A 25,201-nucleotide genomic window follows, 5' to 3' on the forward strand; every position below is an offset into this window, starting at 1 on the left:
GATTGTGATTTTATTTCGTAAAAAAGCCCCAAAGTTGCTGACAACTTTGGGGCTTTTGCGTTGGACGTTATACGATTAGCTTTCGCTATCTGAGTCATCAGTCTCTAGCTTTTCAGCTTGCGTGGGCTTTTTATGCTCCGTTTTAGGCTTACGGCTACGTGCCTTTGGTACTTTTGGCGTGGTCAAATTAAACATACCAGTCTGTGGCAGCAGTTGTTCAGCCACATTCTCAATCATGTTTTTATAACTGGCAATCGTGGTTTTTGACTTAGCAGCCTGACTGTCGTCTTTGCCTGCTTCTTTGCCTGCTTCTTTGGTATTGATAGGTTGCTCTACCTTAGGCTCATCTGCTGGCTTAGTTTTTTCAACGTCAGCTTCTTGAGTATTAGCCTCTTCAATGTCAGCAGCTTCGCTATCGTCATGTGCCCCGTCAGTCTTTTCAGCTGCTACTCGCTCAGCAATCACAGTGCCTTCATTCGACGGCTCGCCAGTTGTTTCTGCTAGGGCTTGATCTGCTTCTAGTAATTGTTCGCTGTGAGCGCTGATATTATCAGCCTGAGCTTGATTGGCTAGAGCATTTGCCTCAACATCATGAGCATCCACATTGTTATCATCATGTTCAATAACCGCTTGCTCAGTATCAGCCGCTTGTTCGGTCGGTAGACTCAACACTGCGGGCTCCTGATAACTAGGATGTTGACCACGTGGATCGTTGCCAGCACGCTTACCAATGGCACGTGGTTCGACGTCCGTTTTACCTTGCGTTGCCGCAAATTGACTGACCGCTTGTGTCATCGTTTCAAAGCGCGTCAGGTAATCTGCCGCCAATGGCTGATAGCCATAGTTGCTAAAGTCGAAATTGCTGTCCTCAACTTTGGTATCAGCAGTCGGTGTGACGCTCGTTTCAATGTTAGCTGATTTGTTAGCTGATTTTGTTTGCTGCGTATGTGCATCGATAGCAGCAATAAAGCAACTAATGACACCGTCATTTTTCAAACGACTTTCTGCATCTGCTAATGCTTTACGAACAAAATCACCAACAGTGCCACGAATAGTCGATGGGTTTACTACTGCAGGCTCAGCTACTGGTGGTTGTTGAGCTGATTGTGCTTGCTGACTACGAACCACACGTGGATCATTACTAGCCTGACCAAACTTCTCAGCAGTCACGTAGCGCTTGGCAAATAATGCTTCGTGCGTTAGCGCCAGTGCTGAGTTGTTCTTATCATTTGTGCTATGACCACTTGCGCTATGACTGTCATTGGCATTGCTAACATCGGCGTCACTGTCGGTAGCGTCAACAGTGTCAACAGTGTCACTATTCGCTTTTTCTGTCGATTCTGATTCGGGCTGTTTTGGCGTTATTGCTACGCTGTCCACGTTAGTATCCACAGATTTTGAATGGTCAGTTTGGTCTTTGGTAACGCTGTTAGATGTTGGTTGCTCATCTACGGCAGGTTTTTTGTCAGTAGCGTTACTGTCTATTTTCGGGGCATTATTTTGTCCCTTGTCTTCAGTGGTGCTAACGTTAACATCATCAACATTAACATCATGAGGCGCTACAGTGCCTTCGTCGTTACCCTTCACAGCAGCTGTTTCAGGAGCAACTTTTTTGTCATTGCTCTGCTGATTATCACTTTGCTGTGTATTAGCTTCTTTTTTACTGCTTTCTTTATTAACATCATTTACTGATTTTTGCTTTTCAGTAGATTGAGACTTTGTCTGTGTAGACTTACTGTCATCTAGAGACAAGTGTACGACTTCTGGTGATTTCAGCTCAACGGCTGCTTCATTGACCTGTAGCACGACTTCATTAGGATCTTGATTTCGACGCGTGTTAGAGTGATTTTTTCGGCTGTTCGCACCTGTCGTCGCTTGCTGATTGGGTTGCTTAATATTTTCAGCTGTTAGTGTCTCGCCGCGCTCTAACTTGCCACGTGAACCGCGTTGGCTATGCGATTTACGCTTCGCACGAGTTTGCTCATCTGCCGTATTACTGTCTTTATCAGCATCATCATTGCGCTCGTTTGCATGGTGGCTACTGTCTTGACGATTGCTGTTTTGCTGATTATTGTCTTGACGATTGTTGCGATTGCGCTCATTCGTGCGTCTGGTATCCTGCTGACGTTTGTTTTGATTGTCAGCCTGCTTGTCATCAGCATTACTTGCAGCACTATTTACGGCGTTGTTCTCGGTATCGCCGCTTGTTTCATTGCTTGACTCTTCTGCCTGATCTTTTCTTTGACGAGGTTTAGAAGATCTAGATTTACGTGGCTTACGTCTTCTTCTATCTTCATTACTGCTATCATCATCGGTGTCGCTGTCTGAGCTACGACGCGCTTGTTGACGATTGGCATTGTTGTCGGATGGTTGTTCGTTATTTTTCTGACTGTTCTGCTGATTTTCTGGTACGTTGTTCGATGCACTCGTTGATGTATTACTCAGGGCACTGCTATCAACTTGTCCAAATGAGCCTAAGCTTTGTGCGCCATTATTTACTAGTGCTTCAATGGCTTGTGCTGCATCACGACTACTGACGCTATGCGTCGTTGAGGCTTGTGGTGCTTGCGCAAATAGGTTTGATAACCACGCCACTGCTTGTGGCTGAGCTGCTGTCTCAACATGTGCAGGAGCTGTAGTTGCTGCTACTGGAGCAACAGGGGCAGGGGCTGCCACACTCTGGTTGTTGTTTGCTTGTGGCGCGCGCGCCGATGAAACGTTGGTCGTATTTTTATTGTTACGATGGTCGTTACTGTGTTTACTATGCTCAGCTGTACTGGTCGGTTTGTTTGATTGGCTAGCAGTATCATTGCTCGCTATTTGACGTGGCTGGCGCGTTGGCTGTTGCTCTGGACGCTCTTTTTCAGCCGTTTGCCAGTCAACTTCATAACCCAAATCGCTATGTTCTTGGGCTGTATCCGTAATACGCTCATAGCTTGAAGGCGCAAAGCCATCACGGTTAAAGTGTAGTTTAAAGTTAGGCGACTCTAAATGCGCGTGTGGCAAAATCGTGATACGCGTGCCACTGTCTTGCTCAAGATAAACTAAGGCATCACGTTTTTCGTTTAATAAGAAGGCGGCGATATCTGTTGGAACTTCTGCTTGTACTTCGCCTTGACGTTCTTTTAGCGCGATTTGTTCAATCTGACGCATAATTGATAGTGACAATGAGCGCAAGTCACGAATCATGCCGTTACCATGGCAGCGTGGGCAGATATAACCGGTTGACTCTTCTAGCGATGGACGCAGACGCTGACGGCTCATTTCCATCAAACCAAACTTAGAAATATCACCAAATTGCACGCGTGCACGGTCATATTTGGTGGCATCAATCAGACGTTTTTCGACTTCTTTTTGATGCTTATTGTCATTCATATCAATAAAATCAATGACAATCAAACCACCCATATCACGCAAACGTAGCTGACGGGCAATTTCATCGGCTGCTTCTAGGTTGGTATGATACGCAGTTTCGGCAACGTCTGAACCTTTGGTCGACTTGGCTGAGTTGATATCGATAGAGACTAGTGCTTCCGTTTGATCAATAACGATTGAGCCGCCTGATGGCAAACGCACTTCACGTTGATACGCGGTTTCGATCTGTTTTTCGATATTAAAGCGCGAAAACATCGGCTCATAATCGGTATATTTGCGTAGCTTTTCTGCTTGTTTTGGCATCACTGCATCGATAAATCCTGCCGCTTCAATATAAGCGTTTTCATTATCAATCCAAATCTCAGCGATATCATCACGTAGATAATCACGAACAGCACGTGTGACAACGCCCGCTTCTTGGTGAACCAAGCGCGGTGAAGGATATTTTTGGTTTTGTTCTTGAATGGCTTGCCAGATATTCAGCAAGTGATTTAAATCGTGCTGTAAATCTTCTTGAGTTTTACCAATACCCGCGGTACGAATGATGACACTCATGCCTTTTGGTAAATCAAGATTGCTTAGCATACGCTTCATGTCTTCGCGCAGTTTGCCTGAGATTTGACGTGAGATACCGCCGCCACGAGGGTTGTTCGGCATTAAAACCAAATAACGACCTGCTAGTGACACATAAGTTGATAAAGCCGCGCCTTTATTACCACGCTCTTCTTTTTCAACTTGGACGATGAGTTCGTCACCTTCTTTGATCAGTTTTTTGATGTTTTCGTCACGTGGATTACCGCTTAAGTATTCAGCAGAGATTTCACGAATGGGTAAAAAACCTTGGCGCTGTGAGCCATATTCGACAAACACCGCTTCAAGCGATGGCTCGACACGGGTCACATGACCTTTATATATATTGGATTTTTTTTGTTCACGAGTACGGTTTTCAAGATCGAAATCGTAAAGATGATTGCCTTTACATAAGGCGACACGAATTTCTTCGTTTTGAGTAGCGTTGATCAAAATGCGTTTCATATTTGTATCCTATGAGTACGCATAACAACGACGAGACGGGCTTTAGAGCGCAATGGCAAGTATGGCTAACATTTAAATTAGCATGGGCAGATGTTAATCAACGATAGAACGTAAATCATGGGTTAATAAAGCACTTGGGCTTTGTCAATGGCTTGTTTTTTACCTAAAGCGTGTTAGCAGAACTAACGTAAATATAAAATTTATAGGGTGTAAGGCTATCTATTTATATCCTATTATTGATAGGCTTGGTACAAATATTAATGCGTCAGCATGCGATTCAGTTTTACTATCAGCAAGCTTTATTGGTAGTCATGCCAGCTTACTTTGTAAGAGCAGGCGACGGGCAGTGACGAGATTCAATATACTGATATTCAAAAGGCGTTGTGCTGCTGCAATCCATCCATCAAAGTCTAGCAATAATATCGCTGTTATAAATACCATTATATGAAATGGTGATATTCAGCAATTATTTGTTTAGGTAAAGCAATTGGTCACTCTTTATTTATCGTTCTTTCTGGTATAACGTCAATAATATCTTGGGTGTTTTACGGTTAGGTGTCGCGGCTCCGGTGATCAGCGGGGCGTACTTGGCAAACAGAATAAATGACCAAACTATCGGTGTGGTGCTGTATTCATATCTTTTTTATCGTTATCTGTTTGACCACCAATACGTAGGCAGCTATCGATATACTTCTCGATCCTAATGCTAAACAACCCATACTTGCTCAACTACACTTGCGTAAAAGACCGCCAATAACCAGTCATTAAATCATGAATAATTATCAAATAAAGTCGTTGTCATGCAGGTTGTGAGTCAATGTAGTGTCATTATCGGTCAATAAACAGGCATTTAGCCAAACTTATCAACACTGAATTTATGAACACAAAGGTATTTAGTGTCACTATTTATTCTATGGTACTGAGTAAAGTCAGTACGATACTTTCATTTTACAATTTATGGGGACATATCTATAAATATCTACAAGTGATATTTCTAAACAGATACTGCGCCCTAAAATCCGATTAAACATACAATGTTGGCAGGGTATACTGCTAATACCTTTTCACTAAAAGTTCGTAAAAATGGTAATGCGCTATTTAGAACAACAACAATGATTATTGCTGCAGTCTCTGCTTAATTGTCGCTCAACATGCTAAACTATAGCAAATCTTTCTGTAAATACCTAACTAAAAATGACGAAGCCAAAAATGACTGACGACGCACCTACCCATGAAGCCCCTGCTATTTTTAATAGTAAAACACGCCCGCAAAGCGCTGATGATGAAATCAGCAACTTTGGTAAGGTAAATTATCTTGAAGTAACCCGCCATCAACACGATCAGCGCTTGGATAACTTTTTGTTGAACCGTTTAAAAGGTTTGCCAAAACCGCATATCTATAAAATGATTCGCTCAGATGAGATTCGGGTCAATAATAAACGCTGCAAAGCGCACGATAGAGTACAGCGTGAAGACGTGGTACGTATCGCGCCAGTGGTACTTGCTACCCGCGAAAAACCGATTATCAGTGCCGAGTTTGCTAAAAGCTTGTTAGCGCGCGTAGTGTATGAAGACGAAGGAATGCTAGTGCTGAATAAGCCTTCTGGTATCGCCGTTCATGGTGGTAGTGGTTTGGACTTTGGTGTTATCGAAGCCATGCGTGAAGTGACAGGTAAAAAATACCTAGAGCTGATACATCGCATTGATAAAGATACTTCCGGTCTATTGATGATTTCTAAAAAACGCTCAGCGCTAAAAGCGTTGCAACAGCATCTTGTCGATAAAACCATCCAGAAGCATTACTTATGTATCGCCAAAGGTCAGCCAGCATTAAATGAGCAACGCATTGATGCGTCATTGCTACGCTATACAGTTGCTAGTGGTGAACGCCGCGTCAAAGTAGATATGCAAGATCCGCAATCTAAAGAAAGCCAGACGGATATCGTCGTTCATGGTCGTTTTATGATTGCTGATCAGCCAGTGAGTTTAATTGAAGCCAAACCGCTAACTGGTCGCACTCATCAAATCCGTGTGCATTTGGCGCATATTGGTCACGCTATCTTGGGTGATGATAAATATAATGTGCACGATAAATCAGGCGTCCATCGCCTGTGTCTGCATGCGTGGCGTTTAGACATTCCAGGCTATGAAACTATTACTGCACCGCTACCAGATGACATGGCAGATTGGTTGCCAGAGCAAGTTAAATTGCCTGAATAAGTCGCCAAATAAAATTTTTAAGCATTAACTTGAAACGTCACGAACGCTTATTTTTCTTAATAAGTCGCCGTGACGTTTTCGTATCTACCATTTATTATTGATATTCGTTAAGGTCTATTTATGAGCAATCAATCTGCCGCTAGTATCTCTAGCGCTTTCAAAGGAACTCAGTTATCAGCCAGTCATCGTTTAGCGGATAAGACGCTGATTATTTTTGATTGGGATGGGACGCTGATGGATTCCATTGGATTAATCGTTGAGTCAATGCATGTGGCAGGGCAGGCGCATGGTTTTCAGACGACCGATAAAGCAGTACAAGACATCATTGGGCTGAGCTTAATGAATGGCATTGAGATTTTGTATCCGCAAGCCAATGACACGCAAAAGCTTGCGATTCAGCAAAGCTACGCAGACCACTATATTGCCAACAGCCACAGTACACCGCTTTTTGCACCGATAGAAGGAATGTTGCAGACGCTACAAGCCCAAGGTAAAAGCCTCGCGGTTGCAACTGGTAAAAAGCGGAAGGGCTTAGACCGCGTATTAGATGCTTCAGAGAGCCACCATTATTTTGTGATGACCCGCTGTGCCGATGAGGCAGGCTCAAAACCTGACCCGCAGATGTTGACCGATATTTTGAATTATACGCAGCAGCAAATCGCCAATGCTGTTTTCATCGGTGACAGTATCTACGATATCCAAATGGCAACGAGACTGGGCATGACCAGTATTGCGGTGAATTATGGTACAGCATCACCTGCAGAGCTCGCCGCACAGCAACCCACGTATCAGGTTGATACGCCACAAGCGTTGGCTGAGCTACTATGCACTTAACTAAAAGCACTTAAATAAAAATCTTTTTTAATGCTAAAAAATGATAATAAAAAAAGGGTTTATCGATAATAACGATAAACCCTTTTTACTTGGAAACGATAATGTTTATTTGCTTTATTTCTGAGCACTATCTTTCTGAGCACTTTCCTTTTCAATCGCGCCTTTTTCGATGTTGTCTTTTTCAATCGCCTCTTCCAACTCAGCGCCTTCTAGTAACGCAAAAGAGGATTCAATGATTTTGTCTGCCTCAAGCTGATACTCATACCAATTACCCATGACACCAGCCAGCTCATCCAGACCTTCTTTTCTTAGTGCTGAAAATAGCTGAATGCTACAGTTCAATCCCAGTTCTTTCAGTCTTTTACGAGTATTAAGTAACGCATTTTTAGATGCGCCATACTTTAGCTTATCTGCTTTGGTTAACAAGATATGCACCGGTAGTTCGCCATCATTTGCCCAACGTAGCATTTGCTCATCAAAGAATTTCAATGGATGACGAATATCAGTCATGAGCACCAAACCTGCAAGGCTTGAGCGCGCCACCAAGTATTCTTCTAGCTCAACCTGCCATTCTTTTTTCATCTCAAGCGGTACCGCTGCGTAGCCATAACCTGGCAAATCCACCAAACGTCTATCAGCATCACCAATACTAAAAAAGTTAATCATCTGCGTACGACCAGGCGTTTTAGATGAGCGTGCTAGTTGGCGCTGATTGGTTAAGGCATTAATAGCAGAGGATTTACCTGCGTTTGAGCGTCCTGCAAAGGCAACTTCTAAGCCCATATCGGGTGGGCAGAGACGAAAAGTAGGCGCTGACATCATAAACTCAGTTTGCTGAATTTTTTGACGAGATTTAGTGTTGAACAATGCATGTTCGGCGGCGACATCAGTAAACGGGGTACTCATAAATGGCTCATTAATCTTTAAGAAATTGGATACGGTTATAAAATTTTAATCAACTGGTTGTCGAGAAGACAGTGCATTAGACAAAAAATCGTTACGAGGTTATTCATCATAACTTTCAATGTTTATTGGTCATAAACACAGTCATTTCAAGTTATCGACTATTCTATACTATTACTTATCTTACTTATTGAAATAACTATGATTAGCATCACATAAATGACAGAATACCATTAAAATAAGCGCTCATTAGAGCAAGTTGCTGCTTTTATTCATGCGTTACCAAAGCCAAACTATATTTATCTATATTTATACGACATACATTGTTACAATGTTTAATAAGATATACTGAACGAACGACGTTTAATAGCAAGATTGATTAAACGAGAGAAGCATCAAAAGGAGGTGTTCTATGGTTTCAATCAATGCACTTTTTAGCCAGACCTATCGAGTTTTAGTAGGTAGCGGAGCGGTATTACTGCTCAGTAGTGCCATCATGACTAGCGCTAATGCTGCTGATATTGCAGCCACCTATGATAACTCATGTGCTGCCTGTCACGATAGTGGGGCGCTGAACGCCATCAAAAAAGGTGATAGTGCCAAATGGCAACAGCTTATCAAACAAAAAAGCATGCCGACACTTATCAATTCCGTTAAAAGTGGTATGACGCAGATGCCTGCTGGTGGTCTTTGTAACAGTTGTAGCGACGATGATTATCGTAAGTTGATTGAGTACATGAGTAAGTGAGACGCTGACCGATAAAGCAACACAATACGACACATTATAAAACAACTTAAAAAAGCGCTAGGTTTTTTAGCCTGTAAGCGCTTTTTGTTTTTTGTTGGCATACCTGTCTATGTGTTAGAAAAACTGATGGATGTGACGATTAAGTAGGCAAATGCTACAAAGTCTTGCTATAATAATCGAAAATAAACCCTGATGTTAGTAAGTACTTTCAGACTGCTTGTGGCCAAGACCTTAAAACATATACCTACCTAACCAATAGTAGGGTGGTTTATATGAGGTATCTTATCAGTGCAATCACTCTAAATAATGCTTACGCCGAGCTAGTAGGATTTGTATCAATGAAAAAGTTAATCGCTGCTGCCAGCTTATGCGTTGCAAGTTTCAGCGTACAAGCTGCTATTATTGTTCCTGAGTACGACGTCAATGCCGGTAAGCAAATTGCAGAAACGGTTTGTGCCGCTTGTCATGGTGTTGATGGTGTGAGTGTTGTACCTGCGCAGCCTAATTTGGGTGGCCAAAACGTAAAATATCTTTACAAACAGTTGGTCAACTTTAAAGCAGGTTATCGCAAGAACGGTATTATGCAATCACAAATTGCAAATTTATCGCAGCAAGATTTAGCCAACGTGGCTGGTTATTATGCTAGCCAAGCGCCTTGGGGTGTTGGATTTGGTAATCCTGCGACCAACCAAGAAGCCACTAAGCTATTCTTAGGTGGTGATAAGTCACGCGGTGTCATCGGTTGTGCAGGCTGTCATGGTCCAGATGCTGCTGGTAATACTTGGGCGGCATTTCCACGCTTAGGTGGTCAGCATGCACAGTACATCGCAACTCAGCTAAAACTCTTCCGTGCGGCTGGCCGTGTTGATGATGTTGATAGTGATGAGCAAAAACGTGTCAATGATGCTGCGAAAGAAGGCGATATGGGCATGATGCAGACAGTCGCATCGAAACTATCGGATCGTGATATTCGTATCTTGTCAGACTATATCAGTGCTGTTCACTAATTGATTGGTATCAGCTACGAGTGCCTAATACACCTTGCCTCACTGAAATTAATAAGTACTTGACCATATATCCGCCATTGTTTCATTATTAAACCCCGATTTCGGGGTTTTTTTATAACTGTTCATCCCTTATATTATAGAGACCTTATAGTCATTCCATTATAAAAGAGTCGCCGCATTAACCTCGCTTGAAGTATTGAATATATATTTGCTTCTAGTTACCTTGTGCTTCTTTTAAATTGAATCGACTATATAAAATAAAACTGCTTACAGAGGCCTATCGTTGCTCTGTATCATGATAAATTATCGTTATTCACTTTATACCAAACCCACAGACTATGATTAGCGGTGTCAAACTTGTTTCGTCTACAATGCGTAGTATGGGCACTCGTTTTCCCAGCTATTCTCATTTTTGTGAAAGGTATTAGATCGTTTGGATTTAGATTATGATGATCCGTTATGCTTCTTATTTTATCGCGGCACTGCTACCGCTACTGCTGTTTCGTTGGTTTGCACCAGCATCCATTGGTGAGATTGACTTCTGGTTACTCTGGCTATTGGCGATGGTATTGGTATCCTTGCCCGTTGTTTATGCGGAAATTGCCTTAGCCTATCGTAGTGTCGATGCACCATTAGCAGGGATGCAAAAGCTTACTCGCGAAGCAGATGCCAGCCCAATATGGCGTAGTTTTGGGTGGCTCGCCGCGCTGGTCTCCATTCTGATTGCGGCGTTAGTGATCTCAGGCGCGAGCACAGGTATTTTGGCGGCATTGACGGAGCTTAATAGCGCTCCTGCTATACCAGATTTTGCGATCGCTGCTGGCCTGATGGTCATTGCTGTGTTACTCAGTTTATTGGGCGTTGCACCGTTACCGATTGGCCTGGGATTAATGGTGATAGGCTTGTTGCTCGGCGTGGCAAATGGCCTACCCAATATTGACTTTGCGATGACTGATATCAGCTTAAATGAATGGGCGCGTGCAGTCGCGTTAGCCTTGGTTAGTGTGGGTGCAGGTACAGGCTTATACTGGTTTGGTCAAAACTTGGTAACGAACCAAGTGGCAACAGCGGTAGACACGGACAATATCAATGCACAAAAACCTGCTCGCAGCCGTGCGCCGAGTGAGTATCGGGCAACCAAATTGGTACTCCCGATTTGGATATTACAATTGATCGTTGGGATCGTTGCTTTATCTATTAGTGGCATGGCATTGCCACCGATTGGACAGCTATCATATTGGATAGGGGTGTTATTTGTCGCCAGCTATTTGCTGCATTATAGTACCCAGCAATTAGCACACAAGTTTGGACTACTGGTCAGTTTGGTATTAACCTTTGTTTTGGCGCTTTTGTTAGTCGTTATCATACCAACTGTTTGGCTGGTCGGACTTTTAGTGATTATTAGCAGCATAGCGGTATTATTGCTGTCTATCTTTGCGGGTTGGCAGATGAAAATTAGTCATCTGCGTAAGTCATTAAATTTTGGCAATGAAGCGTTTTATAACTTATGGCGAATAGCGATTCGTTTGATTGTGCCACTAGCACTGTTATTGGCATTGATAGGTTGGGTGATGCAGTGGTTGAGTTAACTGCTAATGGCGTTCAATCTGATAATAATTGTGCGCCGTCATCTGAGCAGACCATGCTAATGACTGTTTATTTGGCATACGCTGAAGATGCAAAATGTCAGCATTATTTAACCCTACAAGTTAGTGATGAAACAAGCTTGTATGAGGCATTGAGGCAGGCAGGATGGTTGGTGAAATTTCCAGCGTTAGCACGTTGGTGTGAGCAAGTGGCAGATATTACCACGCCAACGGCGAAGCGTTGGTATGTGGGTATCTATGCACAAAAACAGCCGCTCAGCTATCGCTTGCAGCCTTTTGATCGTATCGAAGTATATCGCAGCTTAAGCGCTGATCCCATGTCTCAGCGCAAAAATAAATCTCGAGTTTAAGCGATGTTGCGCCATCTATCATCAAAGCCAGTTGCCGTTCTTGATTATGAGGCAGGCAGGCTTTCGATACCTTCAATACGATTGACCAAACCATTATTATCAAAGTAGATAATTAAGTGCTGACTGGCATTTTTGACATCAGCAATACCCTTGCGGCTACCTTCTGTCCCTGCTTTGTAATCGTAAATATAATCCCAACGCTTAGGTTCTAAGGTGTCTCTAATAGCTGGGCTACCAAGGATATAAAGGACTTGGTTTTGATTCATACCCACTTGCAGTTTTTGCGCTTGCGCTTGAGTGATGGCAGTGCCTTGTGGCAAATCAATCTTATAAACACTCAATAATGAGCAGCCAGACATAGCGACAGTAGCGCTAAGCATACTGGTTATGACAATCTTGCGTAATACGCTTGCAGGGCTTAACGGACGAAAAGTTAGTGTCTTTATCATGGTAAGATGACTCATAAGAAATGAATTAGGCGCAGCCAGAGGTTGTTAATGCTATTCTGGCCGACAATCTTGGACAAATGATACGTCATTTACTTGCAATTTCCTACCACTTACGACATTATTTACCAAATGCTACCTGAGTCATTTTATTATTTATATTTTAAATTCATAGACTTGCGTTAGGATTATTATAGAAAATAACAGGCTTGGACATGAGGTCAAATCAGCCAGTCTGCTGTTATTAAAATGTTTCATATACTATAAAAAATAATCATTAACGATTATTTATCTCATATTTTTGGTTCTTTATTTGCTAAGACTGTCACAGTCAGAAGGGATATTATGGCTTCTTTTACCAATCAAGATTTACGTAAAGCGGGATTAAAAGTCACGTTACCTCGCATCAAGATTTTAGAGCTACTAGAGAGTGCAGAGTTGCATCATATGAGTGCTGAGGAGGTTTATAAGGCACTGATAGAGCAAGGTGAGGATGTGGGTTTAGCGACTGTCTACCGAGTACTGACGCAGTTTGAACAAGCTGGTATCGTCGAGCGTCATAACTTCGAAAATAATTTATCGGTGTTTGAGATTACCCAAGAAGGCCATCATGACCATTTGGTTTGTGATGTTTGTGGCAAGATTATAGAGTTTCATAACGAAGTCATCGAAGAAGAGCAACTTAAAGTCGCAGAAAAGCACGGATTTAAGTTATCAGGTCATTCATTGGTGCTATACGGTATTTGTAATGACCAAGAGTGTCGGGATAGCATCAAGTAATTTTTTTAATTGGTGAGCATGCTCTATATTTGATATTATTTTTAGTGCGTTATCGCCACATATAAAATAGGAAAAGCCCTCATAATAATATGAGGGCTTTCTTATAAGTTTTTATGGCAAAAACGAATAACAACGCTCAAAAGCCACGCTTAACTGATATCTAATGATAAGTTATCCGCACCTTCATCCAGATTGGCTGTGCCGTTCTTACTGCTAAGTTTGATTTTTAGGCGTAAATCATTAGGAGAGTCAGCATGAAGAATGGCTTCTTTATAGGTGATTTCTCCTTGCTCATATAAGTCAAAAAGAGCTTGATCAAAGGTTTGCATACCGCTATCCCGCGATCGTGTCATGACATCTTTGATTTCATGAACCTCGCCTTTACGGATATAGTCACTAATCAGCTGTGAGTTCAATAAAATCTCAATAGCTGCACGGCGTCCTTTACCATCAGGAGTGGGAATCAGCTGCTGCGCAATAATGGCTTGCAAATTGAGCGACAAGTCCATAAATAACTGATTGTGGCGACTGGTTTCAAAAAAGTGAATGATACGGTCAATCGCTTGGTTGGCGTTGTTGGCGTGTAAGGTTGCAAACACCAAATGCCCTGTCTCAGCGTACTGGATCGCGTAGCTCATGACTTCACGGTTACGAATCTCACCAATCAAAATAACATCAGGTGCTTGGCGTAACGTGTTTTTTAGTCCTGCCTCAAATGAATGGGTATCGATACCAACTTCACGCTGGGTAATAATACAACCACGATGTTTATGAACAAACTCGATAGGATCTTCGATGGTAATGATGTGACCATGCGAGTTTTGATTACGGTGTCCGATCATAGAAGCAAGGGTCGTTGATTTACCTGTACCTGTTGCACCCACTAGCAGAATGATACCGCGTTTTTTCATTGCCAACTCTTTTAACGCGGGCGGCAAACGCAGCTCTTCGACAGTCGGAATTTTATTCTCAATTTTCCGTAAAATCATCCCTGCCATATCACGCTGTATAAAGGCACTGACCCGAAAACGTGCTTGCTGTGCTTCATCAGCAATGGCAAATTGACATTCGTTGGTCTCTTCAAACTCTTTTTGCTGGTTTGGTGTCATGACGCCTTTGACCAATCGCATGGTTTGCTCAGCGGTTAAAGGCGTTTTACCGACAGGCAGAATTTTGCCATTTACTTTCATGGAGGGCGCTACATCAGCGGTAATAAAAAGGTCCGAGCCATTTTTATTGATCATTAACTGCAATAGTTTATCAATGTCCATATCGTACCTGCATTCGATGTAAATCGATTAAAAAAGTATTTAAAATCATGTTTTAAAAATCGCTAATAATAACCATTAGAATAAAAGTAAGGCATATCATGGCTCATGAATGCTTGTATTATTGACTCACACATCAATCAAGATAAGCTAGTGACGCACGATGAATAATATTACAAAAATGCCTCAGGCTGTTTGGCATAAGGACGGGCTACGTCTTTACTAATGGTGCCTTTTGCTACTAGATTTTTGAGCGTTTGATCCAGCGTAATCATACCTTCACCTGCACCTGTTTGGATAGCAGAGTACATTTGAGCGATTTTATTCTCACGTATCAAGTTACGGATAGCAGGTGTGCCGAGCATGATTTCATGTGCTGCTACACGTCCGCCTGCTTGACGACGCAAAAGCGTTTGTGAAATAACGGCTTGTAGTGACTCTGATAGCATCGCCCGAATCATGTCTTTTTCTGCGGCGGGGAATACATCAATGACACGGTCAATGGTCTTAGCGGCTGAACTGGTGTGTAGAGTGCCGAATACTAAGTGACCAGTCTCTGCTGCTGTCAATGCCAAGCGAATGGTCTCAAGGTCACGTAGCTCACCAACCAAAATAACATCGGGATCCTCACGTAGCGCAGAGCGCAATGCAGGCTCGAAACCTAGGGTATCGCGGTGCACCTCACGTTGGTTAATCAGGCTTTTCTTGGAATCGTGGACAAATTCGATCGGATCTTCAATAGTTAAAATATGCTCTTTACGGCTCTCGTTGATATAGTCAATCATGGCCGCCAGCGTTGTGGACTTACCAGAACCTGTCGGACCCGTGACCAATACTACGCCACGTTTAAAGTCTGACACGCGCTTAAATACATCACCCATCCCTAAGTCTTCCATCGTTAAGACTTTGGACGGAATAGTACGAAAGACAGCGCCCGCCCCACGGTTTTGATTGAATGCGTTTACCCGAAAACGTGCTAGGTTAGGAATCTCAAAAGAGAAATCCGTCTCATAAAATTCTTCAAAGTCAGCGCGCTGCTTATCATTCATGATGTCATAAATAAGCTGATGCACAACCTGATGAGTCATCTCTGGCATATTAATACGGGTCATTTCACCATCAACACGTATCATTGCTGGCATACCGGCTGAAATATGTAAATCTGATGCTTTATGCTTAACCGTAAAGCGCAGCAAGTCTTCGATGCTTAAATTGTTTTTTTCAGCCATAATCGGATATTCCTATCAATCAATAAGGGTAGGACAAAAGAGCAAAAAAGGGGAGTGATTATCAATCGATCAACGATCTGATTAAAGTCGGTCACGTTAATAAAGGAGTAGCGATGGTCTTTACCATTACTATTATATTCAGTAGCATATGTTAAACCATGTAACAATATAATAACAAGACTACCGACAATTAACCATCTACTACACCAATAAAATGTAAAATTAGTCATTATGAGTGTCGATTTATAGATCGATCCTTGTTGATTTTTTATATTGAAAGACATTTATAAAAAGTTTAGCCCTAATTAATAAAAGTTCATTATAGAAGTGATTAAAAATAGAAGTCATTAAAAGTGACTGATTAAAAAATGGATTAAATTATTCTCGTGAGTAATATATGAAAGAAATAGAAAATAACATTGATAGCCAAAATCTGATTGCGAGCTGGCAGCAAGCGAACAAGCAAATGACTCAAGCGTGTGAGCATGCGGCACGACAAGCAGATAGTGTGACGTTGCTGGCAGTTTCCAAGACCAAACCAGCTGATATGATTGCTACTTTGGCTCAGCAAGGACAGCAGCACTTTGGTGAAAATTATCTGCAAGAAGCCATCGAAAAAATCGATACGCTAAAACGACAGCCAGAAACTAAAGATATTGTTTGGCATTATATTGGTAGTATCCAGCGTAATAAAACCCGCGATATTGCTGAGCATTTCGATTGGGTACAAACGGTTGAGCGTGACATTATTGCTCAACGCCTAAACGACCAGCGCCCAGCTGAGCTGCCCCCACTGAATGTATTGATTCAGTTGAATATCGATAACGAAGAAAGCAAATCAGGCTGCCTGCCAGCACAGCTACCTGATTTGATAACTGCTATCAAGGGGTATGACAGGTTACAGCTGCGTGGTTTGATGATTATTCCTGCTAAGGGAGGTACGGACGCTTTTACCCGTACCAAGCAGTTATTTGATGAAATTAAAGAGACTCATGCAGAGCTAAATGCTTGGGATACACTGAGCATGGGCATGAGCGGTGATATGACAGAGGCGATAGCCAGTGGTTCGACAATGGTGCGCGTTGGTAGCGCCATATTTGGCGCACGAGCTTAAATTTTTATTTATCAGACAGTCTCATCCATTCTGGTCACCAGCATCTGAGTGATTTTGAGATTGTCCGTTGCGATAATCTCAAATCGATAATTGGCATATTCGATAGTATCGGTTTTCTTTGGAATCTTGCGTAGCATGTACATCATAAAGCCACTAATGGTTTCATAGTTCTGACTGCGTGGCAGATCAACGATATCTAAAGCGCGTACGACGTCTTCGATAGGAGTCATGCCATCGATTAGCCACGAGTTGTCAGTACGTTGAACAATGGGCTGCTCCTCCAAGGTGACAAGCTCCCCCATGACGATACTCATTACGTCTTTGAGCGTGATGACACCCACTACCAATCCATACTCATTCACGATGACGGCAAAGTCAGCGCCTGTAGATTTAAACATCTCTAATACTTCAAACAAGGACAAAGTGTCAGGAACGAAGAGTGCAGGTTTTAGTAGGGCTTTGTCAGTTAAGCTGACCTCTTGCTGGTTAAGAACCAATGCCAAAAAGCTGCGCGACTCTACATAACCAATAATGTGCTCTAGATCATCTTCCTGACAGACCAAAAACTTGTTATGTGGTTGTTCAATCATCACTTCAACGACTTTTTCAGTGCTCGTTTTGGTATCAAAATAAACAATGTTTTCACGTGGATTCATCACCGACGTTACGGTGCGCTCTTGCATATCAAAGATATTTTCTATCAGATGATGTTCTTGTTTTTTGAGCACACCAGCTTCAGCACCAGCATCCATGACAGCATAAATATCTTCTGGCGTCATATCGTCTTGCCGTATGGTTGAAATACCCAGTAATTCAAAGATGACATTTGCTGCACCATCAAATATCCAAATCACGGGTTTGAATATAAAAATCAATAGCATCATTGGTCGTACGAGACGTACAGCGATAGCTTCAGTGTTCGACATCGCCAATCGTCTGGGCATTAAATCAGCGAGCAGAGAAAACAAACTGGTGATCAGCACAAATGATATGACGGATGACACTGCTTCATTCTTCACCAAAAGCTCTAGATAAGGGCTAATAGCTGACTCACCTACCGCACCAGCCGAGATAGCGACGGCATTCAAAACCACTTGTACGACAGTAATAAAACTACCAGGGTGCTCTTGCATTTTAAGGACGTCAAATGCGCGGACATCCCCTTCTTTTGCCATGATTTGCAGCTTAATTTTGCGACCAGCAGCGATGGCAATTTCGGCAGCGGATACAAAGGCACTTAGGGCAAGCAATAAAAGAAGAAAGATACTAGCGGTTAGCAAACTCATGACATACTCGGTAAAAAATATAGGGATTAAAATAATTGTAGTTAAAGAATGAATGGGTTAGAAGTACAAAAAGAAAGTGTTGTTTATAACAGTTTGGCATTAAAAATCGGTTTATAGAAACTAAAAAAGCTGGGTAAGCACCCAGCTAATCATAAGAAACTTGATTTTTTATAAAAATATTAAATTAGCCATGTTGCTCGCGTTCTACATAATAAAAGTAGGGCAAGCAACAATGGTTAATCTAATTTAGCCTTTTACTGACCATTTATTCACTAATGGATAACGGCGTTCACGTCCAAAGGCTTTATGGCTAATTTTGGTACCGATTGGCGCTTGTAAACGCTTATATTCGCTATTGTCTACCATCTGGATGACTTTTGCGACCAGTTCAGCGTCAAACCCTTTATTAATGATGTCTTGATAGCCCATGTCTTCATCAATGTATGACATTAAGATGCCATCTAATACATCATAGTCAGGCAAGCTGTCTTGGTCTTTTTGGTCTGGGCGTAATTCAGCAGATGGCGGGCGAGTGATGACACGCTCAGGGATGACAGGGGTGTCTTCCAAGCGGTTGCGATAACTGGCCAATTTATAAACCTGCGACTTATAAACGTCTTTTAGCACATCAAAGCCGCCTGCCATATCACCATATAATGTCGAATAGCCGACTGCTAACTCAGACTTATTACCAGTGGTGATGACCAAGTGCCCAAACTTATTGGACAGCGCCATCAGTACCACACCGCGCGCACGCGCTTGGATATTTTCTTCAGTGGTGTCTGCTGGCGATTTGTTAAATAGTGGCGCTAAGGTATGACGGATGCCTTCAACCGCATCAAAAATAGGACAAACCGTATAAGAAACATTTAAGCGGCGAGCCTGTGCTTGAGCATCTTCTAGACTAATCTGAGAAGTATATTCATAAGGCATCATCACCGCATATACCTTGTCAGCACCCAAAGCATCAACAGCGATACATAGCGTTAAGGCAGAATCAATACCACCTGATAGCCCAAGGATAATACCAGTGAATCCTGAATGGTTGACATAATCGCGTAGGCCAACGACCAGTGCTTGATACATCTCTGACTCACGGCTCAGTGTTAATGGCGCTTTAGTTTGACTATTAAACTTGGCAGTTTTGACGTCTAAAGTGGCAAGAAGTAACTGATTCATAAAACGTGGTGCTTCGTGGGCAACGCTACCATCAGCTTGCACCGCCATAGAACCACCGTCAAATACCAAGTCGTCTTGACCGCCAACGGCGTTGACATACACGATAGGCAAATTATTCTCACGGCTACGCTTAGCCAGCATCGTTTTACGATTGTCTTGTTTTTCGATCTCAAAAGGTGAGGCGTTCAAGCTAATAATCAGATCAGCACCTTGCTTTTTAAGCTCGGCAATAGGGCCTTTTTCCCACAAGTCTTCACAGATGAGCAGACCGATTGTGATGCCTTTATAGTCAAATAAAACTTGGTTACGACCTTTATCAAAATAACGACGCTCATCAAATACGCCATAATTTGGCAAGATTTGCTTATGATAAAAGCCTTTTTGATGACCATTATGCAAGATAGCAGCAGAGTTGAAAGTACCATGATGATCGACATGTGGATAACCGACAATCATCACGATGTCATCGATATCACTTAAAGTAGACAAGGCGCTTTTGATGCGACCAGATAAGCTTGGGCGTAGTAATAAATCTTGCGGTGGGTAACCTAATAAAGCAAGTTCTGGGAAAATAATGACATCCGCACCTTGCTCGCGAGCTTGCAATGCAAGTGCACGCATTTTTTCAGCATTGGCAGTGATGTCACCAACCAAAAAATGCGACTGAGCCAATGCAAAAGTAACAGTTTCTTGGGTTTTATTGGTCTTACTGGCCTCAGTTGAGGGAGTTATATTGGGATTATCATTGTCTTTTGACATTGTTATTGTTCCTATCGATATATGGTTTAAAATTTGTTGGGTCGTTGTTGGTTTAAAATAAAATCAAAGTAAGTCCGAAATTCACTCAAAATAGCACTCTGTCATATCGAATTCTAATAGTGAACCGAGATGATGAGCTTGCTTACGCACAGCATCCAACGTTGTAACGCCCCTCTACAGGTTTGATCTTATGATAGTCTATAGAAGGACGATAAAAGAGGGCTGTAGCGCATCGTCTGAAAAATGTTATATATGTAGAATGATCCAAATAAATAAGAACAAACGAATTTAATGCTATTAAAAAGCTTAAAATAATTGCTTTAGTATAGCATCAATTATCGTTGCAAATAGAACGCGCCAGTGAATTACCTTTCAATAGGTCAGTTTACAGTATGAATGTAAAATATCCTTTTAGTGCCTTGTTTTTACATGTTAAATCTATGTGTCAACTTCTATCTATTAATGTCATCATCTAGTAAGCTTATACAGAGAAAGTTGTAAGTAAAGATTACAACATATCGTTATATCATTGTCGTATTTTGCGGCATAATAAGCCGTGATAATCGCTTGATATTTATCTTGCGTTAGTCAAAACTATCGTCCGTAAGTATGTTACGGTATGCTACGATTTGATGCTCTCAAAGCAGGTTTACCGGTACGGATTGTTTACACCCCTCGCTAATGAATACCGCTAATGGACAGGGTCGTTTTATGGGCACCGTCTGTGAGTTGATATTCATCACACATTTATAAACTTGCCAGCAAGGTCGCGATAGATCTTTGCTGTCTGCTCTTGGTTTATACGCTATGATTGAAAATTGGACAAAAGAATTTATTATTCAGCGCTTATTGGCTATTACTCTGTTGGTGGTGCTGTTCGTACTGTGTTTTCAAGTGGTACAGTTTTTTATTGTACCCGCATTATGGGCGGCGATTTTAGCGTATGTGACCTTTCCTATTTATAACTTTTTTTATGAAAAAGTAAAGCTGAGTCCTAATTTTAGCGCTGCTATTATGACGGTGAGTATCTCCTTAATGATAGGTGTGCCACTGGTTATCGGTGTTTTTATTCTACAGCAAGAAGCCTTGAGCCTAATCAGTAACTTGATTTATCGTATAAAAGTGGGCTATTTAGATGTGCCTGATTCTATCAAAGATATGCCTATCATCGGTCAGCAAGTGAAAGATGTGCTGTGGAGAATCAATAAAAACCCAGAAGGGACGTTAGAGGCGTTTCGTATTTGGGTACAGTCACATTTATATTATGGCAAAGTAGCATTTGATGTGGTGTTTAGCGGTCTTGCCAAGTTAGGTATGGCGCTGATGACGTTGTTTTTCTTTTATCGTGATGGTACCAGTTTGGTGCGTCAAATTCGCCAAGCACTGCGTAATATCATTGGCAATCGCATTGATGGCTATATTGATTCTGTGGGTACGACCACGCGTGCGGTGGTTTATGGCATTGGTTTGACGGCATTGGCACAAGCACTGCTCGCAGGTGTGGGTTACTACTTCGCTGGTGCACCAAGTCCTATCTTACTCACTATCATAACCTTTATTATCGCCCTGATTCCGTTTGGCACGCCATTTGTCTGGGGTGGTGTATCCATTTGGTTGTTAAGCCAAGGTCATACTGTAGAAGGGATTGGCTTGGCACTATGGGGCACTTTGGTTATCAGCTGGGTTGACAATCTCATCCGTCCTATTGTGATTAGTGGCGCGACCAAAATCCCTTTTATTATTATTTTTATTGGTGTATTAGGTGGTCTAACGGCTTTTGGCTTTGTTGGTTTGTTTATCGGTCCTGTAGTGCTAGCTATCGGATTGGCGGTATGGCGAGAATGGATATCGCAGCATAAAAATGAGATATTTGCTCCGCAGGATTTGGTGTTGTCTGACAACCAAACGTTGCCACCAGTCAATGAATCAGAGTAGAGGCACGTAGAGGCACATAGTCATGTTAAATAAGGATACTGCAAACGCTATGCAAAATAGAGCGAACTCTATTGACAGCATTACTATCGTGGCCGATAGCAATATCGCGAGCTTGGATGCGTTTTTTAATGCTTCGATGCTTGGACAGGTATCTGAGCAGACGGTCAATATAATCACCGTCACTGGACGCGATATCAATGCGCAATTACTGGCAGACGTTCAGCCTGATGTGCTGTTGATACGCTCGGTGACGCCAGTAGGCGAGGCATTGCTAGCCAATAATAACAGCGTAAAATTTGTCGGTTCGGCGACTATCGGTACCGATCATGTCGATCAAGACTATTTGGCGGCGCGAAATATCACTTTCGCCAATGCGGCTGGATGTAGTAAACATTCTGTTGCGCAGTATGTATTGACGGCGATTTTGACGTTGCGTCCGCACTATTGGCAGCAATCCATGAAGCCATTAACATTGGGCATCATCGGACTTGGTAATATTGGTAGTACGCTCGCTCAGTATGCCATTGATTTAGGCTGGCAGGTACTAGGCTATGATCCACTACTGCCTACATCGAATACGAATAATGCCAGCCTTGAGCAAGTGCTTAGCCAAAGCGATGTAGTGAGCTTACATGTGCCTTTAACCGATAAAGATACTACAAACCCTAGTGGCAGTGATTATCCAACAAAGCATTTGATTGACGCAACTACGCTGGCAGTGATGCCTGCGCATACCTTGTTGATTAATAGTGCGCGCGGACCAGTCATTAATGCGCGTGATTTAGAAGCAGATATTGAGCGCACAGATCGCCAAGTAGTGCTCGATGTGTTTGAGTTTGAACCAGAGATTTCTGAGTGCTTATTGTCCAAACTGGCTATCGCCACCCCTCATATCGCAGGCTATACGGTCGAAGGTAAGCTGCGTGGTACGCAAATTATCTATGACGCTTTATGTGAAAAGTTAGCAGTCTTGCCTGTATTGTCGATGCATCAGTTGCTACCGCTTAATACTTATCTCTGGTCTGAGTTAAAAGCACATCCAGACAGATTACAGAAGTTTTACGATATCATGCACGATGATGCTGCACTAAGAAGCAAGCTGGCTGACGGTCAAGTAAAGGGTGCTGACTTTGATCAGTTGCGCCGAGATTATCACTTACGCCGCGAATGGCAGTGGTAAAAGTCAGGTAGCCTTCAACCCTAAAGTAGCATCTGAGAACTTATTCTTATCCTTTAATTGCAGTAAATAATAATGACCCAAGCAAGTAATTCTTCTTCAAAACCCAGCTATGCGCCGACCATGACATTGGCAATGGCTCAGCAGCGTGCGCAATTGATGAGCACCGTTCGTCAGTTTTTTGCCACGCATCAAGTGCTTGAAGTGCAAACACCGCTACTATCGCAGGCTGGCAATACTGATACTTTCTTACAGTCAGTCGCCGCGCAAGTGACGTATCAAGATAACCCCTATACTTATTATCTGCATACTTCACCTGAGTTTGCCATGAAGCGTTTACTTGCCAGCTGGCAAGTGCCTATATATCAAATTTGCTCCGTATTTCGAGATAACGAAATAGGCGTACGCCATAATATCGAATTTACCATGCTTGAGTGGTATCAGCCGAATTATAGTTTGGATGATATGGCGGCTGAGCTGAGTGAGTTATTAGCGGCGCTTTATGGGCATTCAGTGGTGATGAGTCATTACCGCTATGTTGATGCGTTTATGGATTTTGTCGGCATACATCCGCTGACAGCTAGCCTTGATGCCCTGCAAGCAGTAGCAGAAGATAAGGGTTTGACAGGTTTTGATTTTAATAGCGACTTGGATAACACAGAAGATGGCGAAGCAGATATTCGTCAAAGCTGGCTGGATTTGCTGTTTAGTCATGCGGTCGAGCCAAACTTGGGTCACGACTTACCGACCTTGATTATAGAATATCCACCTGCCACGGCGGCACTGGCAAAAACAGCGGTTGATAAAGAGGGCAATACAGTCGCTAAACGTTTCGAGCTGTATATCAATGGCATTGAGATTGCCAACGCTTATGATGAGCTAGCAGATGGACAAGCGTTAAGAGAACGGTTTGAGCGAGACAATCAACTGCGTAAGCGTCATAACCTGCCACAAATGCCAATCGATGAACATTTATTAGCAGCGTCTGATGCTTTAATACCCTGTAGCGGTATCGCCATTGGTATCGATAGATTACTCATGGTAATCACAGGCGCGAATAGCTTAGAAGATGTGATTTCTTTTCCAAGCGGTTTGGCCTAGTCGATTATTGATAGACTTAATATAGTTGCCACTTATTTGACAAGCCTATTAGAAAAAAGCGAGTAACCCATTAGGCTTACTCGATTTTTTCGTTTTAATCGCTGTAAAGTTGCTTCTTATAATTTTGCAATCGCTTCATCAATCGCAGTCTCACCGTTATGCATACTAAAGACTTTCTTGATGGTATTATTGGCATTTAAGACGGCTGCCAGAGTAGTCGCCACATCGGCAATTGAATTTTCTCCAGCATTATTATCGTTGACAGTGATTGTACCAGTCGCTTCGCGCTCTTTTAGTGCCCCTGCTTGAACGATAGTGTAGTTAAGGCTACTGTTATTAATCAACCACTGATCCGCATAGTGTTTGCAGATATAGTATTCTTTTAGGTCAGCAATACCAGCATTGTCCCATTTGCTGGTGTCTAACGAAAAGACGGTACTGAGCATGATATAGCGTTTAATACCTTTATCTTCTACAGCTTGCATGGTCTTGATCGCCCCATGCAAATCTACTTCTAAGACGTCTTTACCACCAGACCCGGCAACGAAATAAACAGCGTCAATGTCTTGATCAATTTGCTTTTGTATAGCCTCTTTTTCGGCAGTGATATCTAAATCGAGTTGGCTATAATTGTCATCGGTAAACAGTTTTTCTTCTTGGCGTGTCGTGCCAACAACTTGATGGTTATCCGCTAATAATTGCTTAACTAAATCCGTACCCACTCGACCACTTGCCCCAATTACTAAAATTTTCATTGTCATTCCTATTCTTATGTACGTTATCGTTGTTGTAAAAACTGACTATAGCGTATCAAGAAAAAAAGGCACACTTCGTTATGAAGCGTGCCG

General features: G+C 42.4%; 19 protein-coding genes. 11 read left to right on the forward strand and 8 right to left on the reverse strand.

Going from position 1 to position 25,201, the window contains the following annotated elements:
- Window positions 1-75: 75 nt before the first annotated feature.
- On the reverse strand, window positions 76-4,410 hold the full coding sequence (locus C8D84_RS11720) for an Rne/Rng family ribonuclease (RefSeq protein ID WP_109592348.1): 4,335 nt from the start codon (window positions 4,408-4,410) through the stop codon (window positions 76-78).
- Window positions 4,411-5,619: 1,209 nt separating this feature from the next.
- Here C8D84_RS11720 and C8D84_RS11725 point away from each other — a divergent pair.
- Window positions 5,620-6,630, forward strand: coding sequence for an RluA family pseudouridine synthase (locus C8D84_RS11725; RefSeq protein ID WP_109592350.1), 1,011 nt, complete (start codon window positions 5,620-5,622; stop codon window positions 6,628-6,630).
- 120 nt (window positions 6,631-6,750) lie between these two features.
- Window positions 6,751-7,464 (forward strand): HAD-IA family hydrolase, encoded by a 714-nt coding sequence (locus C8D84_RS11730; RefSeq protein WP_109592352.1) that lies wholly within the window; start codon window positions 6,751-6,753, stop codon window positions 7,462-7,464.
- 114 nt (window positions 7,465-7,578) lie between these two features.
- Here the strand turns inward: C8D84_RS11730 and yihA are convergent, their stop codons facing one another.
- Window positions 7,579-8,370, reverse strand: a complete 792-nt coding sequence (gene yihA, locus C8D84_RS11735; RefSeq protein ID WP_109592354.1) for a ribosome biogenesis GTP-binding protein YihA/YsxC — start codon at window positions 8,368-8,370, stop codon at window positions 7,579-7,581.
- A gap of 409 nt (window positions 8,371-8,779) precedes the next feature.
- On the opposite strand from yihA, the gene C8D84_RS11740 reads away from it, so the two are divergent.
- The 4 genes from C8D84_RS11740 to C8D84_RS11755 all read left to right on the forward strand — a co-directional run bounded on the left by C8D84_RS11740 (window position 8,780) and on the right by C8D84_RS11755 (window position 12,079).
- Complete coding sequence (locus C8D84_RS11740) at window positions 8,780-9,115, forward strand: c-type cytochrome (RefSeq protein ID WP_109592356.1); 336 nt, start codon at window positions 8,780-8,782, stop codon at window positions 9,113-9,115.
- A gap of 338 nt (window positions 9,116-9,453) precedes the next feature.
- A complete protein-coding gene (locus C8D84_RS11745) occupies window positions 9,454-10,122 on the forward strand; it encodes a c-type cytochrome (protein ID WP_109592358.1) in 669 nt (222 codons plus the stop codon).
- A 446-nt stretch (window positions 10,123-10,568) separates the two neighbouring features.
- Window positions 10,569-11,711 carry a hypothetical protein gene (locus tag C8D84_RS11750; RefSeq protein WP_109592360.1) on the forward strand — a complete coding sequence of 381 codons (1,143 nt, stop codon included), beginning with the start codon at window positions 10,569-10,571 and terminating at the stop codon, window positions 11,709-11,711.
- Window positions 11,699-12,079, forward strand: coding sequence for an RnfH family protein (locus C8D84_RS11755; protein ID WP_228244544.1), 381 nt, complete (start codon window positions 11,699-11,701; stop codon window positions 12,077-12,079). The genes C8D84_RS11750 and C8D84_RS11755 overlap by 13 nt, the downstream gene beginning before the upstream one ends.
- 44 nt (window positions 12,080-12,123) lie before the next feature.
- Here C8D84_RS11755 and C8D84_RS11760 read toward each other — a convergent pair whose 3' ends face one another.
- Window positions 12,124-12,543: an outer membrane protein assembly factor BamE gene (locus C8D84_RS11760; RefSeq protein WP_045455336.1), complete on the reverse strand. Its 420-nt coding sequence runs from the start codon at window positions 12,541-12,543 to the stop codon at window positions 12,124-12,126.
- 327 nt (window positions 12,544-12,870) lie between these two features.
- Here C8D84_RS11760 and fur point away from each other — a divergent pair, with 327 nt between their 5' ends.
- Window positions 12,871-13,305 carry a ferric iron uptake transcriptional regulator gene (gene fur, locus C8D84_RS11765; protein WP_045443492.1) on the forward strand — a complete coding sequence of 145 codons (435 nt, stop codon included), beginning with the start codon at window positions 12,871-12,873 and terminating at the stop codon, window positions 13,303-13,305.
- 149 nt (window positions 13,306-13,454) lie between these two features.
- On the opposite strand, the gene C8D84_RS11770 is transcribed toward fur, so the two are convergent.
- Window positions 13,455-14,576 (reverse strand): PilT/PilU family type 4a pilus ATPase, encoded by a 1,122-nt coding sequence (locus C8D84_RS11770; protein ID WP_055123483.1) that lies wholly within the window; start codon window positions 14,574-14,576, stop codon window positions 13,455-13,457.
- 170 nt (window positions 14,577-14,746) lie between these two features.
- The gene (locus tag C8D84_RS11775; RefSeq protein ID WP_045443495.1) at window positions 14,747-15,802 is read right to left on the reverse strand and encodes a type IV pilus twitching motility protein PilT; all 1,056 of its coding nucleotides are present in this window, start codon (window positions 15,800-15,802) and stop codon (window positions 14,747-14,749) included.
- Between the two features lie 397 nt (window positions 15,803-16,199).
- On the opposite strand from C8D84_RS11775, the gene C8D84_RS11780 reads away from it, so the two are divergent.
- Window positions 16,200-16,916, forward strand: a complete 717-nt coding sequence (locus C8D84_RS11780) for a YggS family pyridoxal phosphate-dependent enzyme (protein ID WP_109592362.1) — start codon at window positions 16,200-16,202, stop codon at window positions 16,914-16,916.
- Window positions 16,917-16,927: 11 nt separating this feature from the next.
- Here C8D84_RS11780 and C8D84_RS11785 read toward each other — a convergent pair whose 3' ends face one another.
- Together C8D84_RS11785 and C8D84_RS11790 are read right to left on the reverse strand one after the other, a co-directional pair.
- Entirely contained in the window at window positions 16,928-18,202 is a 1,275-nt protein-coding gene (locus C8D84_RS11785) for a hemolysin family protein (protein WP_055123481.1), read from the reverse strand.
- A gap of 246 nt (window positions 18,203-18,448) precedes the next feature.
- Window positions 18,449-20,140, reverse strand: a complete 1,692-nt coding sequence (locus C8D84_RS11790) for an NAD+ synthase (RefSeq protein WP_045455343.1) — start codon at window positions 20,138-20,140, stop codon at window positions 18,449-18,451.
- 807 nt (window positions 20,141-20,947) lie between these two features.
- Between C8D84_RS11790 and C8D84_RS11795 the strand changes: the two genes are divergently transcribed.
- The 3 genes from C8D84_RS11795 to epmA all read left to right on the forward strand — a co-directional run bounded on the left by C8D84_RS11795 (window position 20,948) and on the right by epmA (window position 24,353).
- Entirely contained in the window at window positions 20,948-22,075 is a 1,128-nt protein-coding gene (locus C8D84_RS11795; protein ID WP_060490367.1) for an AI-2E family transporter, read from the forward strand.
- Between the two features lie 70 nt (window positions 22,076-22,145).
- Entirely contained in the window at window positions 22,146-23,255 is a 1,110-nt protein-coding gene (locus C8D84_RS11800) for a 4-phosphoerythronate dehydrogenase (RefSeq protein ID WP_109592402.1), read from the forward strand.
- Window positions 23,256-23,327: 72 nt separating this feature from the next.
- The gene (gene epmA / locus C8D84_RS11805) at window positions 23,328-24,353 is read left to right on the forward strand and encodes an EF-P lysine aminoacylase EpmA (RefSeq protein WP_109592364.1); all 1,026 of its coding nucleotides are present in this window, start codon (window positions 23,328-23,330) and stop codon (window positions 24,351-24,353) included.
- A gap of 116 nt (window positions 24,354-24,469) precedes the next feature.
- On the opposite strand, the gene C8D84_RS11810 is transcribed toward epmA, so the two are convergent.
- Entirely contained in the window at window positions 24,470-25,108 is a 639-nt protein-coding gene (locus tag C8D84_RS11810; protein ID WP_109592366.1) for an NAD(P)H-binding protein, read from the reverse strand.
- Between the last annotated feature and the right edge of the window lie 93 nt (window positions 25,109-25,201).

Origin of the sequence: Psychrobacter immobilis (assembly GCF_003148585.1) — a bacterium.
Taxonomy (GTDB): Bacteria; Pseudomonadota; Gammaproteobacteria; order Pseudomonadales; family Moraxellaceae; genus Psychrobacter; species Psychrobacter immobilis.

Excerpts from the sequence above, each read along its gene's own strand:
- C8D84_RS11720 (WP_109592348.1), bottom strand. The coding sequence starts at position 4,410 with ATGAAACGCATTTTGATCAACGCTACTCAAAACGAAGAAATTCGTGTC.
- fur (WP_045443492.1), top strand. The coding sequence starts at position 12,871 with ATGGCTTCTTTTACCAATCAAGATTTACGTAAAGCGGGATTAAAAGTC.
- C8D84_RS11750 (WP_109592360.1), top strand. The coding sequence starts at position 10,569 with ATGATGATCCGTTATGCTTCTTATTTTATCGCGGCACTGCTACCGCTA.
- C8D84_RS11795 (WP_060490367.1), top strand. The coding sequence starts at position 20,948 with ATGATTGAAAATTGGACAAAAGAATTTATTATTCAGCGCTTATTGGCT.
- C8D84_RS11780 (WP_109592362.1), top strand. The coding sequence starts at position 16,200 with ATGAAAGAAATAGAAAATAACATTGATAGCCAAAATCTGATTGCGAGC.
- C8D84_RS11725 (WP_109592350.1), top strand. The coding sequence starts at position 5,620 with ATGACTGACGACGCACCTACCCATGAAGCCCCTGCTATTTTTAATAGT.
- epmA (WP_109592364.1), top strand. The coding sequence starts at position 23,328 with ATGACCCAAGCAAGTAATTCTTCTTCAAAACCCAGCTATGCGCCGACC.
- C8D84_RS11760 (WP_045455336.1), bottom strand. The coding sequence starts at position 12,543 with ATGAGTCATCTTACCATGATAAAGACACTAACTTTTCGTCCGTTAAGC.
- C8D84_RS11790 (WP_045455343.1), bottom strand. The coding sequence starts at position 20,140 with ATGTCAAAAGACAATGATAATCCCAATATAACTCCCTCAACTGAGGCC.
- C8D84_RS11775 (WP_045443495.1), bottom strand. The coding sequence starts at position 15,802 with ATGGCTGAAAAAAACAATTTAAGCATCGAAGACTTGCTGCGCTTTACG.
- C8D84_RS11745 (WP_109592358.1), top strand. The coding sequence starts at position 9,454 with ATGAAAAAGTTAATCGCTGCTGCCAGCTTATGCGTTGCAAGTTTCAGC.
- yihA (WP_109592354.1), bottom strand. The coding sequence starts at position 8,370 with ATGAGTACCCCGTTTACTGATGTCGCCGCCGAACATGCATTGTTCAAC.
- C8D84_RS11770 (WP_055123483.1), bottom strand. The coding sequence starts at position 14,576 with ATGGACATTGATAAACTATTGCAGTTAATGATCAATAAAAATGGCTCG.
- C8D84_RS11740 (WP_109592356.1), top strand. The coding sequence starts at position 8,780 with ATGGTTTCAATCAATGCACTTTTTAGCCAGACCTATCGAGTTTTAGTA.
- C8D84_RS11730 (WP_109592352.1), top strand. The coding sequence starts at position 6,751 with ATGAGCAATCAATCTGCCGCTAGTATCTCTAGCGCTTTCAAAGGAACT.
- C8D84_RS11810 (WP_109592366.1), bottom strand. The coding sequence starts at position 25,108 with ATGAAAATTTTAGTAATTGGGGCAAGTGGTCGAGTGGGTACGGATTTA.
- C8D84_RS11785 (WP_055123481.1), bottom strand. The coding sequence starts at position 18,202 with ATGAGTTTGCTAACCGCTAGTATCTTTCTTCTTTTATTGCTTGCCCTA.